At 72.1% G+C, this 14,071-nt stretch carries 12 protein-coding genes; 7 read left to right on the top strand and 5 right to left on the bottom strand.

What is annotated here, in order from left to right; genetic code table 11:
• Positions 1-4: 4 nt before the first annotated feature.
• The 3 genes from DTL70_RS31915 (at position 5) to DTL70_RS31905 (ending at position 3,893) form a co-directional block, all read left to right on the top strand.
• Positions 5-1,615: a dihydrolipoamide acetyltransferase family protein gene (locus DTL70_RS31915; RefSeq protein WP_114025520.1), complete on the top strand. Its 1,611-nt coding sequence runs from the start codon at positions 5-7 to the stop codon at positions 1,613-1,615.
• A gap of 191 nt (positions 1,616-1,806) precedes the next feature.
• Positions 1,807-2,577, top strand: coding sequence for a GntR family transcriptional regulator (locus tag DTL70_RS31910; RefSeq protein WP_245980224.1), 771 nt, complete (start codon positions 1,807-1,809; stop codon positions 2,575-2,577).
• Positions 2,574-3,893, top strand: coding sequence for an MFS transporter (locus DTL70_RS31905; protein WP_114025519.1), 1,320 nt, complete (start codon positions 2,574-2,576; stop codon positions 3,891-3,893). Before DTL70_RS31910 ends, DTL70_RS31905 begins: the two co-directional genes overlap by 4 nt.
• A gap of 222 nt (positions 3,894-4,115) precedes the next feature.
• Here DTL70_RS31905 and DTL70_RS31900 read toward each other — a convergent pair whose 3' ends face one another.
• Positions 4,116-4,949 carry a maleylpyruvate isomerase family mycothiol-dependent enzyme gene (locus DTL70_RS31900; RefSeq protein WP_114025518.1) on the bottom strand — a complete coding sequence of 278 codons (834 nt, stop codon included), beginning with the start codon at positions 4,947-4,949 and terminating at the stop codon, positions 4,116-4,118.
• 234 nt (positions 4,950-5,183) lie between these two features.
• Between DTL70_RS31900 and DTL70_RS31895 the strand changes: the two genes are divergently transcribed.
• Both DTL70_RS31895 and DTL70_RS31890 read left to right on the top strand, forming a co-directional pair.
• Entirely contained in the window at positions 5,184-5,972 is a 789-nt protein-coding gene (locus tag DTL70_RS31895) for a carbon-nitrogen family hydrolase (protein WP_181861158.1), read from the top strand.
• Between the two features lie 105 nt (positions 5,973-6,077).
• Positions 6,078-8,087 (top strand): NHL domain-containing thioredoxin family protein, encoded by a 2,010-nt coding sequence (locus DTL70_RS31890; protein ID WP_114025516.1) that lies wholly within the window; start codon positions 6,078-6,080, stop codon positions 8,085-8,087.
• 51 nt (positions 8,088-8,138) lie between these two features.
• Here DTL70_RS31890 and DTL70_RS31885 read toward each other — a convergent pair whose 3' ends face one another.
• Complete coding sequence (locus DTL70_RS31885; RefSeq protein WP_114025515.1) at positions 8,139-8,366, bottom strand: DUF6458 family protein; 228 nt, start codon at positions 8,364-8,366, stop codon at positions 8,139-8,141.
• A gap of 132 nt (positions 8,367-8,498) precedes the next feature.
• Positions 8,499-9,260: a helix-turn-helix domain-containing protein gene (locus tag DTL70_RS31880; protein WP_114025514.1), complete on the bottom strand. Its 762-nt coding sequence runs from the start codon at positions 9,258-9,260 to the stop codon at positions 8,499-8,501.
• Between the two features lie 347 nt (positions 9,261-9,607).
• On the opposite strand from DTL70_RS31880, the gene DTL70_RS31875 reads away from it, so the two are divergent.
• A complete protein-coding gene (locus DTL70_RS31875; protein WP_114025513.1) occupies positions 9,608-10,126 on the top strand; it encodes a hypothetical protein in 519 nt (172 codons plus the stop codon).
• 21 nt (positions 10,127-10,147) lie between these two features.
• Here DTL70_RS31875 and DTL70_RS31870 read toward each other — a convergent pair whose 3' ends face one another.
• Positions 10,148-11,443, bottom strand: a complete 1,296-nt coding sequence (locus DTL70_RS31870; RefSeq protein ID WP_114025512.1) for a M18 family aminopeptidase — start codon at positions 11,441-11,443, stop codon at positions 10,148-10,150.
• 92 nt (positions 11,444-11,535) lie between these two features.
• Complete coding sequence (locus DTL70_RS31865; RefSeq protein ID WP_114025511.1) at positions 11,536-13,377, bottom strand: acyl-CoA dehydrogenase; 1,842 nt, start codon at positions 13,375-13,377, stop codon at positions 11,536-11,538.
• Between the two features lie 116 nt (positions 13,378-13,493).
• On the opposite strand from DTL70_RS31865, the gene DTL70_RS31860 reads away from it, so the two are divergent.
• Positions 13,494-14,045 carry an SseB family protein gene (locus DTL70_RS31860; RefSeq protein ID WP_114025510.1) on the top strand — a complete coding sequence of 184 codons (552 nt, stop codon included), beginning with the start codon at positions 13,494-13,496 and terminating at the stop codon, positions 14,043-14,045.
• Positions 14,046-14,071: the final 26 nt, after the last annotated feature.

Raw genomic sequence — 14,071 nt, 5'->3', positions numbered from 1 at the left:
GACGATGACCAACAGCGCACAGGCCGCGCAGCCGGCCGCCGGCGTCCGTGAGTTCAAGATGCCCGACGTGGGCGAGGGGCTGACGGAGGCGGAGATCCTCAAGTGGTACGTCCAGCCCGGGGACACCGTCACCGACGGCCAGGTCGTCTGCGAGGTGGAGACGGCCAAGGCCGCCGTCGAACTGCCCATCCCCTTCGACGGCGTGGTGCACGACCTGCGCTTCGACGAGGGCACCACGGTGGACGTCGGCACCCCCATCATCACCGTCGACACGGGCGGCCCCGCGGCCGGTTCGGGCGGCGGCGACTCGTCAGCGGCGCAGGCCGCGCTGGAGACGGGTGCCGGTGCCGCGGCCGAGGTGGCCGAGGAGGCCGCCGGTACGGAGGAGGCCGCCACCGGGGAGGAGGCCGAGCCGGAGGGCCGGCAGCCCGTGCTGGTCGGCTACGGCGTGGCCACCGGTTCCACCAAGCGCCGTCCGCGCAAGCCCGCGGCCGCGCGGGACGCGGTGGCGGGCGGAGCCGGGACGGCACCGGCCGCCTCTCCGGCACCAGTCGCTTCCGCGGCACCGGCCGCCTCTCCGGCGCCGGTTGCCGAGCCCGCGGCGGCGGCCGAGCCCGCTCCGGGTGACGACGGCGCTGGGGAGGTGAACGGCGCCTCGGGCGTGAACGGTCAGGGGGAGCCCTCCGCGGTCGCCAGCTCGCGGCCGCTGGCCAAGCCGCCCGTCCGCAAGCTGGCCAAGGATCTCGGCATCGACCTGGCGACGGTCGTCCCGAGCGGCCCCGACGGGATCGTCACCCGCGACGACGTGCACGCCGCTGCCGCCCGGGCCGCCGCGCCCGCGGCACCCGCGGCGGCGCGGGAGCCCGCCGAGCCCGCCGCCTTTGCCGCGGAGCCGTCCGCCTCGGCGGGCGCCGCACGCGAGACGCGCGTTCCGGTCAAGGGCGTGCGCAAGGCCACCGCGCAAGCCATGGTCGACAGCGCGTTCACGGCGCCGCACGTGACCGAGTTCGTGACCGTGGACGTCACCAGAACGATGAAGCTCGTCGCCGATCTCAAGCAGGACCCCGACATGGCGGGCGTGCGGATCAACCCGCTGCTGCTGGTCGCCAAGGCGTTCCTGGTGGCCATCCGCCGCCACCCGGAGGTCAACGCCTCCTGGGACGAGGAGCGCCAGGAGATCGTCCGCAAGCACTACGTCAACCTCGGCATCGCGGCGGCCACCCCGCGCGGGCTGATCGTCCCCAACATCAAGGACGCGCACGACAAGACCCTGCCCGAACTGGCGTCCGCGCTCGGTGAGCTGGTCGCCACCGCCCGCGAGGGCAGGACCAGTCCCGCCGCGATGAGCGGCGGCACGGTGACGATCACCAACGTCGGGGTCTTCGGTGTGGACACCGGCACGCCGATCCTCAACCCCGGCGAGTCCGCCATCCTGGCCTTCGGCCAGGTGCGCGAACAGCCCTGGGTGCACAAGGGCAAGGTGAAGCCGCGGCACGTCACCACGCTGGCGCTCTCCTTCGACCACCGCCTCGTCGACGGCGAACTCGGCTCCAAGGTCCTCGCCGACATCGCCGCCGTCCTGGAGCAGCCCAAGCGGCTGATGCTGTGGCAGTAACCAGGCGGCGCCTGGCCTGAGCCGCCCCCCCGGCCGAGGGGCGCGCGGACACAGGACACAGGACACGGGAAGAGGGGGCGGGGGCGCAGCAGCCCTCGCCCCCTCTTCGTCGCCCAGGGCGGTACGCGGGGCCCCGTCCCACATCGCGGAAGCGGAAACCGTCGCATCCGTCTTGTATCTATGATGCGTGCATGCCTTCCGCCGCGCCCCCCACCCACCGCGCCACCACCCACACCGGCACCCCGAAACAGCAGCTCGGTCAGGAGAAGCAACCGCCCGCCGCACAGCGCGTGTACGCGCACGTGAAGCAGGCGGTGCTGGAGCGGCGCTACGAGGGGGGCATGCTTCTGACGGAGGGCGAGCTCGCCGAGGCTGTCGGCGTCTCGCGCACCCCCGTCCGCGAGGGCCTGCTCCGCCTGGAGGTGGAGGGCCTGATCCGGCTGTATCCGAAGAAGGGCGCGCTGGTGCTGCCCGTCTCGGTGCAGGAGGTCGAGGACGTCGTCGAGACCCGCCTGCTGGTCGAGCAGCACGCGGTCCGCCGTGCCGTGCCCGTCTCGGACGCGCTGGTGGCCCGGCTCGAAGAGCTGCTTCAGGAGCAGCGGACGCATGCGGCCTCCGGTGACCTTCCCGCCTTCTCCGCCGCCGACCGCGGCTTCCACGCCACCCTCGTCCAGGCGACGGGCAACCAGATCCTCACCCGCCTCTACGACCAGCTGCGCGACCGCCAGCTGCGGATGGGCGTCGCCGTGATGCACGCGCACCCCGACCGGGTCGCGAAGAACATCGCCGAGCACGCCGACATCCTGCGCACGCTGCGCGAGGGCGACACGGACGCCGCGGCGCGCGCCGTCCACCAGCACGTCAGCCGGGTCCGCCACCTGGTGCGCGGCGACGAGCGCACCGGTGGCCAGAGCGACCTCCGGGGGAGCGGCCAGGGTGACGACCGGGGGGACGGCCGATGAGCACCACCGCCTCTCCCCACGCCGTCCGGCTGCCCGGCGACCCGCCTGGCGGCCCCCGCGCCTGGTGGGTGTGGGGTATCGGCGTCGCCGTCTACTTCGTCGCCGTCACCTTCCGCACCAGCCTCGGCGTGGCGGGTCTCGACGCGGCGCACCGCTTCGACATCAACGCCTCCGCGCTCTCCAGCTTCTCGATCCTGCAGCTCCTCGTCTACGCGGGGATGCAGATACCCGTGGGCCTGCTGGTGGACCGCTGGGGCACCCGCCGCATCCTGCTGCTGGGCATCCTGCTGTTCACCGCGGGCCAGTTCGGCTTCGCGCTGTCGGCCTCGTACGGCACCGCGCTGGCCTCCCGGGCGCTGCTGGGCTGCGGGGACGCGATGACGTTCATCGCCGTCCTGCGCCTGGGGGCGCGCTGGTTCCCGGCCCGTCGCGGGCCGGTGATCGCCCAGGTGGCGGCGCTGATAGGGATGGCGGGCAACCTGGTGACGACACTGGTCCTCGCCCGCGTCCTGGCAAGTCTCGGCTGGACGGCGACGTTCGCGGGCAGCGCGGCGGGCGGCCTGGTCATCCTGGCGCTCGTCGTCTTCTTCCTGCGGGACCATCCGGAGGGCCACGAGCCGCCGGCCGTCCCCCAGGCCGAGGCCACGGGTTCGGGCTTCATCCGCCGGCAGATCGGTGCGGCCTGGCGGGAGCCGGGCACCCGCGCCGGGATGTGGGTGCACTTCACCTGCCAGTTTCCCGGCATGGTCTTCCTGCTGCTGTGGGGCATGCCGTTCCTGGTCGAGGCGCAGGGGCTCGACAAGGGCACGGCTGGTGAGCTGCTGACTCTCGTGGTGGTCTCCAACATGTGCTGCGGACTGGTCTACGGGCAGGTCATCTCCCGACACCACGCCGCGCGCACCCCGCTGGTGCTGGGCACCGTCGGCGCGACCGCCCTCGTGTGGGCCGCGGCCATCGCCTGGCCGGGCAAGGACCCCATGTGGCTGCTGGTGGTGCTGTGCGTGGTGCTCGGCGCGTGCGGTCCGGGCTCGATGATCGGCTTCGACTTCTCCCGCCCCGCCAACCCGCCCGAGCGGCACGGCACCGCGTCCGGCATCGTCAACATGGGCGGGTTCACCGCCTCGATGACGACGTTGTTCGCCGTCGGGGTCCTGCTCGACCTGACGGGGGACAACTACCGGATCGCCTTCGCGAGCGTCTTCGTCCTCCAGGTGCTGGGCCTGGTGCAGTTCGCCCGGCTGCGGGGGCGCGCGGTGCGGCGTGAGCGCGAGCGCGTGGTGGCCAGCCGCGTGGAGGCGGTGCACGTCCCGGTGTGACGGCGGCGCGGCGGAGCTCACGCGTCGCGGCCACGCGCCACGTGCCCCGCACCCACTACGCGCCACGTGCCCCGCACCCACCACGCGCCACTTCGCCGCGGCCTCTCCGGGGGCCTGCGTCCGACCGTCACCCCCTGAGGGGGTGACGACTGCGCAACGCCACACCGGCACGGCGTCACCGGTTCACGGCATCACACCGTCACACGTCGCAGCGTCACGGCGTCACGGCGTCACCGAGAAGTGGCGCAGGATCGCGGCGGCCAGCTCCGCGTCGCCGTCGATCTTGACGCGGTCCGCGACGGCGTCCGGCCGTACCCGGCCCGCGGCCAGCCGGGAGTAGGTCTCCCAGTCCATGGCGAGGGTGGCGGCGGGGCCCAGCGAGACGCTGCCGTCGACGGTGCCCCGGCCCTCCTTGTCCACGCGTACCGTCCGCATGAACTCGACGGGGCCGCTCACATCGAAGACGACCGCGGAGTTCAGCGGGGCTCCGGCGTCCTTGGCGACGACCTTGGGCAGCCCGGCGAGCATCACGTCCCTGGTCACGTGGGCGCCGGGCGAGTCCAGGTTGCCGGGCTTGTCCAGGGCGCGGCGCAGATCCTGTTCGTGCACCCACACGTCGAAGGCGCGCAGCATCAGCTGGCGCTCCAGCGGCAGTTTGCGGGGCCCGAACGGCACGACGCTGTTGATCTCCGCCTCCGGCCCGCGCTTCTCGTTCCGCAGCTGCCGCGAGCGGCGGATGAGCGTGTACTCGAACTCGCTGGTCATCTCCGGGCCCGTGTGGTGCCGCCGCACATCGACCTGGACCTCCATGTGACGGCTCGTCTCGTCGACGACGTGGCGGATGTCGCGGGGCAGGGCGTGGATCGGTCGCGGATCGCCCAGGAGTTCGCACTCGACGCCGATGATGTGGGAGACCACATCGCGTACCGACCAGCCCGGACAGTCGGTCCGCCCGTTCCACTCCCCTTCCACGAGCGGAGTGACCAGCTCGGATATCGCTTCCATGGACTGCGTCCACGCGTCAACGTAGGGCTGAAGGCTTGGGTGGTCGGTCACGGGACCCCTCGGCTTGCGGTTCGCTGGCTGGCTCGTTCGAGCTTGCGGCTCGTTCGGCATACGAACAAGTCCGCGCACTGGACTGGACACTGGGCTGGACACTGGGCTGGCACTGGACAGGGCAGGTGCTCGTGCTGGGTGCTCTCAAGTTACGCTGCGGACGAGAGCCCCGGCAGGGCTTTTGGGACGATGCTAGGCCCAATCGCCCCCCTCGATCGCATGGACGGTGGTACGGTGCGCGCTTCGATTCTGCAGATTCAGGTGGACCCGGACGAGTCGGTCGAATCCCGGCGGGAACGGGTCGCTTCCCTCGTCCGCGCCCAAGCGGGCGCCGACGTGGTGGTGCTGCCGGAGCTGTGGCCCGTCGGCGCCTTCGCCCACGACCGTTTCGCCGCCGAGGCGGAGGAGGCGGACCCGGCCAAGGGCCCGACCGCGCTGGCCATGTCCGCGGCGGCGCGGGACGCGGGGGTGTGGCTGCACGCGGGCTCGATCGTGGAGAAGGGCGAGGAGGCGGGCGCCCTGTACAACACCTCCCTGGTCTTCTCCCCCTCCGGCGAGCTCGCGGCCACCTACCGCAAGATCCACCGCTTCGGGTTCGACCAGGGCGAGGCGGCGCTGATGACGGCGGGCAGCACGCCCGTCACCGTCGCCCACCCGCAGGCCACGCTCGGCCTGGCCACCTGCTACGACCTCCGCTTCCCCGAGTTGTTCCGTGCCCTGGTCGACGCCGGCGCCCAGGTGCTGGTCGTCCCCGCGGGCTGGCCCGCCAAGCGCGCCGACCACTGGAGCCTCTTCGCCCGCACCCGTGCCGTCGAGAACCAGTGCTTCGTCCTGGCCTGCGGCACCGCGGGCACCCACGCGGGCGTCGCCCAGGCGGGACGCAGCGCCGTCATCGACCCGTGGGGCGAGGTCGTCGCCGAGACGGACAGCACAGCGGAGACGGTGCTGACCGCCGATCTCGACCTCACCCAGATCGGCAAGGTCCGCGAGTCCTTCCCCGTCCTCAAGGACCGGGTGCTGTAGCCGACAGGAGCCGCAAGGACTTCACGGAACCCCAAAGAACTCCGAGAGGCCCGCGCCCGGAGCCGCGCGCTGCGCGCCCGTGTCGCGAGGTGGCACGCTGGAGGGATGAACGACCAGGCCGCCACACCCGCCACACCCGCCACTCCCGCCCCCGCAGGCACGTCGGCCGCCGCCGAACCCGGCTCGACGCCCGCTCCCGCCGCCCGCCGCCCCCGGGTCCGGGCGCCGGAGCTGACCGGCAAGGGCGGCTGGCTGAACACCGGCGGTGAGCAGCTGAGCCTGACGGAGCTGCGCGGGAAAATCGTGATCGTCGATTTCTGGACGTTCTGCTGCATCAACTGCCTGCACGTGCTCGACGAGCTGCGGGAGCTGGAGGAGCGGCACGCCGAGACGGTCGTCGTGGTGGGGGTGCACTCGCCGAAGTTCGTCCACGAGGCGGAGCACGCGGCCGTGGTGGACGCCGTGGAGCGGTACGGGGTGGAGCACCCGGTGCTGGACGACCCGGAGCTGGCCACATGGAAGCAGTACGCCGTGCGGGCGTGGCCGACGCTCGTGGTCGTCGACCCGGAGGGATACGTCGTCGCGCAGCACGCCGGCGAGGGGCACGTGCACGCGATCGAACGCCTGGTGGAGCAGCTGGAGGCCGAACACGGGGCGAAGGGGACGCTGCGGCGCGGTGAGGGCCTGGGGGCACCCCCGGCGGTAGCTGGGGGAGTGCCGCCTGAGCCGGTCGCCACGGATCTGCGTTTTCCGGGGAAGATCCTGGCGCTGCCCGACGGCGGCTTCCTCGTCTCGGACACCACGCGGCACCAGCTGGTGGAGCTGGCGGCCGACGGGGAGAGCGTCGTGCGGCGCATCGGGGACGGCGAGCGGGGACTGAGCGACGGCGGGCCCGGGACGGCGCGGTTCAACGAGCCGCAGGGCATGGCGCTGCTGCCCGACGGCGCCGTCCTCGTGGCCGACACCGTCAACCACGCGCTGCGCCGCCTGGACCTGGCCTCGGGGGCTGTCGAGACCGTCGCCGGCACCGGTGAGCAGTGGTGGCAGGGCGCACCCACCGAGGGCGCGGCCCGCGAGATCGCGCTCTCCTCCCCCTGGGACCTGGCGTACTTCGCCGACCGCGTGTGGATCGCCATGGCCGGGGTGCACCAGCTGTGGACGTACGACCCGGAAAGCGGCGCCGTGGGTGTCGCGGCGGGGACGACGAACGAGGGGCTGGTGGACGGGCCCGCGGACCAGGCGTGGTTCGCCCAGCCGTCCGGGCTGGCCGTCTCCCCCGACGGGACGCGGCTGTGGGTGGCCGACTCCGAGACCAGCGCGCTGCGCTGGGTGGAGGCGGACGGCGCCGGCGCCTTCGCCGTCCGTACGGCCGTCGGCACCGGACTCTTCGACTTCGGTCACCGCGACGGCCCGGCCGGCCAGGCCCTGCTCCAGCACCCGCTGGGGGTCACCGCGCTGCCTGGGGGCACCTCCCGGGACGGAGTCCCAGGGGGAGGTTCGGTCGCGGTCTGCGACACCTACAACCACGCGCTGCGCCACTACGATCCGGCCACCGGCGAGGTCGGCACGCTGGCGACCGACCTGCGCGAGCCGTCGGACGCCGTACTGGCGACCGGTGGCGAGGTCGTGGTCGTCGAGTCGGCCCGGCACCGGCTGACGCGGCTGCGGCTGCCCGAGGACGCCGTACGGGTCGAGGGCGCGGCGCACCGCACGCGGCGCGCCGCCACCGAGGTGGCGCCCGGGACGCTCCGGCTGGACGTCGTCTTCCAGGCGCCGCCCGGACAGAAGCTCGACACCCGTTACGGGCCCTCGACGCGGCTGCTGGTGAGCGCCACCCCGCCCGAGCTGCTCGCGGAGGGCGAGGGAGCGGACACCGCACTGCTGCGGGAGGTCCGGCTGGCCGGCGCCGAGGGCACGGAAGGGGTGCTGCACGTCTCGGCGATGGCCGCCTCCTGCGACGAGGAGGGGGAGTACCCGGCCTGCCACATGCACCAGCAGGACTGGGGTGTGCCGGTCCGCCTCACCGCGGGCGGCGCCGACCGGCTGCCGCTGGTGCTGGCCGGTCTGGACGAAGGTGCCGAGGACGCCGAGAGCGCCGAGGGCGACGGGGTCTGAACCACGAGAGGGGCCCCGCGGGGGCCCCTCCGGGGCCTGTCCGCCCCGTCGTCATTCCCAGTGGTGCTTGTTGACTTCCTCGATCACCGGCGCCCCGGGGGACGGCGGTTCGACGCGGCGCCGCTTGAGGATGCTGATGTAGGTGCACAGTCCGATGACGCCGACGATCAGCAGGACGACGCCCACCAGTTGGACGTTGACGCCGCTGACGTCCAGGTCGACGGCCAGGGCCAGGATCGCCCCCACCGCCATCATGCCGATGCAGACGACGATGCCCATGAGTCATGCCTCCCAGCTCGGTCGACGAGCCACGCTTGCCGCGGCTCCGCGCTTACCGGCGCCGAGTACCCGGGTTGGCGGGAGGCATACGCGGGACGCGCGACGGTAGTTGACGCACCTTCGGGTTTCCGGTCACGTCTGGCCGTCGGCGCTGCGTGTGGTGTCGTCGACGGCGGCGTCGTCGACCGGGACCCCGAACCAGCGCAGCGCGATGGGCCGGGTGCCGTGGGTGGCCACATCCCGGCCGGGTGCGAACCGCTGCACCAGGTCGAGGTAGGCGTCGTGGAACTGGTCCAACTCCTCCCTGTTGAGGTGCAGGAGACCGCGTGAGCCGCGCATCCACCCCTCGGCGTCGACGGCCTCTTCGGTGTAGCGCCGGGCCAGCTCGATGTCCTCGGCCATCCGCAGCCGGTCGAGCTCGCCGATGACGGCCGCCTCGGCCGCGGTCAGATCCGTCTTCTCGGGACGGCGTATGTCCAGCCCGCGCACCCCGCGCCACCAGCGTTCGCGCCCACCGGGCGAGTGGTCGGGGTCGTCCTCGATGAAGCCGGCCCGCTCCAGCTGACGGAGGTGGTAGCTGAGGGTTCCCGTGTTCTCGCCGAGCGCGGCGGCGAGCGTGGTTGCTGTCGCCGGGCCCGAAACGCTCAGTCGGCGCAGGATTCTCAGACGCAGCGGGTGGGCGAGCGCCTTGAGAGACGCGGGGGTCCCGACGGTGCGGCGTGGTCCGCCGCCTCCGGTGCTCTGCCCTCCCTCGTCCGGGGCTGCCTGCCGGCCCTCAGCGGTCTGCTCCTGGGTGTGCACGCGCCGCTCCACATCGCCCCGCTCCTCGTTCTCAGCCCGGTCGCTCCGGGTCCGTTCGTTCTCGGTTCGGTGGTCCTCGTCGTGCCCCGTCATGGCACCCAGGCTAGTCGCGCACGGGCATTTCTGCAGAATTTCCTCTGCAGACCTTCCTCTGCAGAGAAAGGTCTGCCATCCTGGTGGAACAAGACCGGCGCGAAGGGTGTGCGGTCGAAGTCGAGGGGGATGCGGTGTCCAGTGTGTGTAGCGCACGTCGAGTAGCGAGAGCCGTGGTCGGTGTGGCGCTGGCGGGCCTGGCCGTCGCGGGACTCGCCACCGCCCCCGCGACCGCTGTGCCGGGCCGGGCAGCACCGGAACGGGTGCAGGACGAGGGGACGTTTGCCGCATGCCCTACCCGCGCGCACTTGCCCGAGGGGGCCGATCCGGCGCAGTGGAGGTGCGAGGTGGCGACCGCGACGGGAAGCCTGAAGGTCGGGCGCCTGAAGGTCCCGCTGGACGCCCCGCTCACCATCACCCATGCGGAAGGGCGCATCGACGGCGAGTTCCACCAGGTCTTCGGCGGCCTGGCGGCCGCTCCGGCGCGGGCCCCGGGCACGCCACTCCGCGTCGACCTGCGCTACGGAGGGTCGTTCGACTTCCACTCGGATGACGAACGTGTCGGTGAACTGGCCCTGATTTTGGGCCTGGACAGTGGGCACGCCCCCGTTCGGCTGCCACGCGGCTGTGCCATAGGCAGTGCGGACGCACCGGTTCAGCTGACGCTCACAGGGGTGAGTGCTCCCGAGCCGGGACGTCTCCCCGCTATGGAGGACCGTAGGTTCGCGGCGCCCCGCACCTCACACTGCGGGCGCCTGGGCCCGCTGCTGGACCGAGCGCTGGAGCTGCCCGCCTCGCCGGGAGACAACCGCATACGGCTGCAGAACGAGACGCGCTCCATACGCCCCTACACCGAACTGCCCTGACAAAAGACCGACTTGGGCGCCTCACTCGGCCAAGAACGCCGTCAGGCAGTTGGCCAGCAGGTAGGGGTCCTGGGTGCCGCACAGTTCGCGGGCCGAGTGCATGGACAGGATGGCGACGCCGATGTCGACGGTGGTGATGCCGTGCCGGGCCGCGGTGATGGGCCCGATGGTGGTGCCGCACGGCATGTCGTTGTGGGAGACGAAGCTCTGCCACGGCACCCCCGCGCGTTCGCAGGCGGCGGCGAACAGGGCGCGGCCGCTGCCGTCGGTGGAGTAGCGCTGGTTGACGTTGATCTTGAGGATCGGGCCGCCGTTGGGCATCGGGTGGTGGCCGGGCTCGTGCCGCTCGGCATAGTTGGGGTGTACGGCGTGCCCGGTGTCGGAGGACAGGCACACGGTGCCGGCCCAGGCGCGGGCCCGGTCCTCGTAGACGCCGCCGCGGGCGAAGACGGAGCGCTCCAGCACCGAGCCCAGCAGGGGCCCTTGGGCGCCGGTGTCGGACTGGCTGCCGTTCTCCTCGTGGTCGAAGGCGGCTAGTACGGGGATGGCGGTGGGCTGCGGCCCTTCGCCCGTGGCGGCGGCGGTGAGCGCGGCGACGCCGGCGTGCACGGACAGCAGGTTGTCCATCCGGGGGCCCGCGGCGAGTTCCCCCTCGCGGCCCAGGTAGGCGGGGGCCTCGACGCTGTGGGCCATCAGGTCCCAGCCGGCGACGGCGTCCGCGTCGAGGCCGCTCTCCTGGGCGACGAAGCGCACCAGGTCGCCTTCACGGGCCTGCCCGAGGCCCCAGATCGGCGTCATGTGGCGCTGGCGTTCCAGCTTGAGGCCCTCGTTGACCTGGCGGTCGAGGTGGATGGCCAGCTGCGGCACGCGCAGCAGGGGACGGTCGACGTTCACCAGGTGGCTGGCGCCGTCGCGCAGGGTGATCCGGCCGCTGAGGCCGAGGTCGCGGTCGAGCCAGGTGTTGAGGAGGGCACCGCCGTAGACCTCGACGGCGACCTGGCGCCAGCCGGCCGCCCCGGTGTCGGGCACGGGCTTGACCCGCAGGTTGGGCGAGTCGGTGTGGGCGCCGACGATGCGGAACGGGGTGGCGGGTGTCGCCCCCTCGGGCACGTACCAGGCGATCAGCGCGCCGCCGCGCAGCACGTACTTGCCGCCGGTGCTCGCGTCCCACGCCTCGGTCTCCCGTACCTGTCGGAAGCCGGCCTTCTCCAGTTCGGCGGCCGCGTTCGCCACCGCGTGGTAGGGCGAGGGGCTCGCGGCGAGGAAGGACAGCAGACCGTCGGTGTGGGCACGGTCGAACGGCATGGCATCGCTCATACCCCCACCTTAACGGCGCCTTTCACGATGCGGACGCCCCGCTCCCGTGGGGGTGGGAGCGGGGCGTACGGCTTCGACGGGTGCCGGACGGCTCAGAAGGCGTTCTCGTCCAGCTCCATGACCGACAGGTCCACCGCGTCGGCCAGCTCGCGCTGGACGGCGATCTGCGGCAGCACGTTCGCCGCGAAGAACTTCGCCGCGGCGATCTTGCCCTGGTAGAAGGGCACGTCCTTGGAGGGCAGGGTCTTGGCGTCGCCGCCGGACAACTTCCCGGCGGCGACGGCCGCGCCGCGCAGCAGCAGGTAGCCGATGACGACGTCGCCGGCGGCCAGCAGGAAGCGGGTGGTGTTCAGGCCGACCTTGTAGATCGACTTGACGTCCTTCTCGGTGGCGGCCAGGTCGGTCAGCATGGTGCCGACGATGGCCTCCAGGTCACCGGCGGCCTTGGCGAGCTGGTCGCGGGCCCCGGCGAGCTCCTCGCCGCCCTCGGCCTCGGCGAGGAACTTCTTGATCTCCTCGGAGAGCGCGGTGAGGGCCTGGCCCTGGTCGCGGACGACCTTGCGGAAGAAGAAGTCCTGGCCCTGGATCGCGGTGGTGCCCTCGTAGAGGGTGTCGATCTTGGCGTCGCGGATGTACTGCTCGATCGGGTACTCCTGCAGGTACCCGGAGCCGCCGAGCGTCTGCAGGGACTGCGCGAGCTGCTCGTAGGACTTCTCCGAGCCGTAGCCCTTGACGATGGGCAGCAGCAGGTCGTTGAGGCGGTGCGCGGCGGAGGCGTCCTCGCCGGCGGCCTCCTTGACGATGATCTCGTCCTGCACGGTGGCGGTGTAGAGGACGAGAGCGCGCATGCCCTCCGCGTACGCCTTCTGCGTCAGCAGCGAGCGCCGCACGTCCGGGTGGTGGGTGATGGTGACCCGGGGGGCGGTCTTGTCGGTGAACTGCGCCAGGTCGGCGCCCTGGACGCGCTCCTTGGCGTACTCCAGGGCGTTGAGGTAGCCGGTGGACAGGGTGGCGATCGCCTTGGTGCCGACCATCATCCGCGCGAACTCGATGATCTTGAACATCTGGCGGATGCCGTCGTGCTTCTCGCCCAGCAGCCAGCCCTTGGCCGGAGCGTTGGCGCCGAAGGTCATCTCGCAGGTGTTGGAGACCTTCAGGCCCATCTTGTGCTCGACGTTGGTGGCGTGGACGCCGTTGCGCTCGCCCAGCTCGCCGGTCTCCCAGTCGAAGTCGTACTTGGGCACGATGAACAGCGACAGGCCCTTGGTGCCGGGGCCGTGGCCCTCGGGGCGGGCGAGGACGAAGTGCACGATGTTCTCGGACATGTCGTGCTCACCGGAGGTGATGAAGCGCTTGACGCCCTCGATGTGCCAGGTGCCGTCGTCCTGCTGGACGGCCTTGGTGCGGCCCGCGCCCACGTCCGAGCCGGCGTCCGGCTCGGTGAGCACCATGGTGGAGCCCCACTGCCTCTCGGCCATCAGCGCGGCGACCTTGTGCTGCTCCTCGGTGCCCTCCTCGTGGAGCACGCCGGCGAACGCCGGGCCGGAGGCGTACATCCACACGGCCGGGTTGGCGCCCAGGATGGTCTCGGCGAAGCCCCACAGCAGGGAGCGGGGCGCGGTGGTGCCGCCGATCTCCTCGGGGATGCCCAGGCGCCACCACTCGGCGTCCATGTAGGCCTGGTAGCTCTTCTTGAAGGCGGCCGGGACCGGCGCGGTGTTGGTCTCCGGGTCGAAGACGGGCGGCGTGCGGTCGCCCTCCTCGTAGGACGCGGCCAGCTCGTTCTCGGCGAGGCGGGCGATCTCGGCGAGGACACTCTTGGCGGTCTCGACGTCCATCTCCGCGAACGGTCCGGTGCCGTACACCGCATCGCGCCCGAGCACCTCGAAGAGGTTGAACTCGATGTCGCGGAGATTCGACTTGTAATGCCCCATGGCGACGGCTCCGTAATGACTCGCTCGTACTTGTCGGTAGCTCCTTCGATGATGCTACCCGTCGGTAATAAGAAGCAACCCCTCGCCGTCCATCTGTGACTGGATACTCTTTCGGTATGTACGGCTACGACCAGACCGGTGCCCCGCCCGGGCAAGGGCACGGCGGCCATGGTGGGCACAGTGGGCACGGCGGACACAGCGGGCACGGATACCAGCAGGCCCCGCCCCCCTACGGCGCGCAGCAGGGGGCGCCTCCTCCCTACGGCCAGCCGGGACCGCAGCAGCAGCAGCCGTTCTACCCCGAGCCCTCCCCGCCCTCCCTCCAGGAGGCGGTCCGCGGTTTCACCACCGGGTCGCTGAGCGCGGAGGACTTCCAGGGCGTCTTCTCCTCCTCCAAGGTGTACTGCCCGCGCGGCGACACCCCCGGCTTCCTCGCCCTGCACAACACCCAGCAGCCGGTCATCCCGATGTTCACCACCCTCAAGGAGCTGCGCGCCTACGCGGGCAAGGAGTCGAAGTACTTCGTCATCACCGGCGCCGAGGTCCTCGACCTGCTGCCGTCGGGGTACGGCTTCGTGCTCGACATGGAGGGGGAGCACCGCGTGGTCTTCGACGCCAAGGCGGTGGAGGAGATGGTGGACTTCGCGATGCGGCGCATGTACGGCTAGAGCGCCCCCGACCCGACCCGACCCGA

The organism is Streptomyces diacarni (assembly GCF_003323715.1).
Taxonomy (GTDB): Bacteria; Actinomycetota; Actinomycetes; order Streptomycetales; family Streptomycetaceae; genus Streptomyces; species Streptomyces diacarni.
Note: the sequence above shows the minus strand (reverse complement) of the source record. Positions and strands in the feature narration are given on the sequence as shown.

What these genes read in the sequence shown, in the direction of transcription:
- DTL70_RS31915 (WP_114025520.1), top strand. Translation starts at nt 5, where the DNA reads ATGACCAACAGCGCACAGGCCGCGCAGCCGGCCGCCGGCGTCCGTGAG.
- DTL70_RS31910 (WP_245980224.1), top strand. Translation starts at nt 1,807, where the DNA reads ATGCCTTCCGCCGCGCCCCCCACCCACCGCGCCACCACCCACACCGGC.
- DTL70_RS31905 (WP_114025519.1), top strand. Translation starts at nt 2,574, where the DNA reads ATGAGCACCACCGCCTCTCCCCACGCCGTCCGGCTGCCCGGCGACCCG.
- DTL70_RS31890 (WP_114025516.1), top strand. Translation starts at nt 6,078, where the DNA reads ATGAACGACCAGGCCGCCACACCCGCCACACCCGCCACTCCCGCCCCC.
- DTL70_RS31885 (WP_114025515.1), bottom strand. Translation starts at nt 8,366, where the DNA reads ATGGGCATCGTCGTCTGCATCGGCATGATGGCGGTGGGGGCGATCCTG.
- DTL70_RS31880 (WP_114025514.1), bottom strand. Translation starts at nt 9,260, where the DNA reads ATGACGGGGCACGACGAGGACCACCGAACCGAGAACGAACGGACCCGG.
- DTL70_RS31870 (WP_114025512.1), bottom strand. Translation starts at nt 11,443, where the DNA reads ATGAGCGATGCCATGCCGTTCGACCGTGCCCACACCGACGGTCTGCTG.
- DTL70_RS31865 (WP_114025511.1), bottom strand. Translation starts at nt 13,377, where the DNA reads ATGGGGCATTACAAGTCGAATCTCCGCGACATCGAGTTCAACCTCTTC.
- DTL70_RS31860 (WP_114025510.1), top strand. Translation starts at nt 13,494, where the DNA reads ATGTACGGCTACGACCAGACCGGTGCCCCGCCCGGGCAAGGGCACGGC.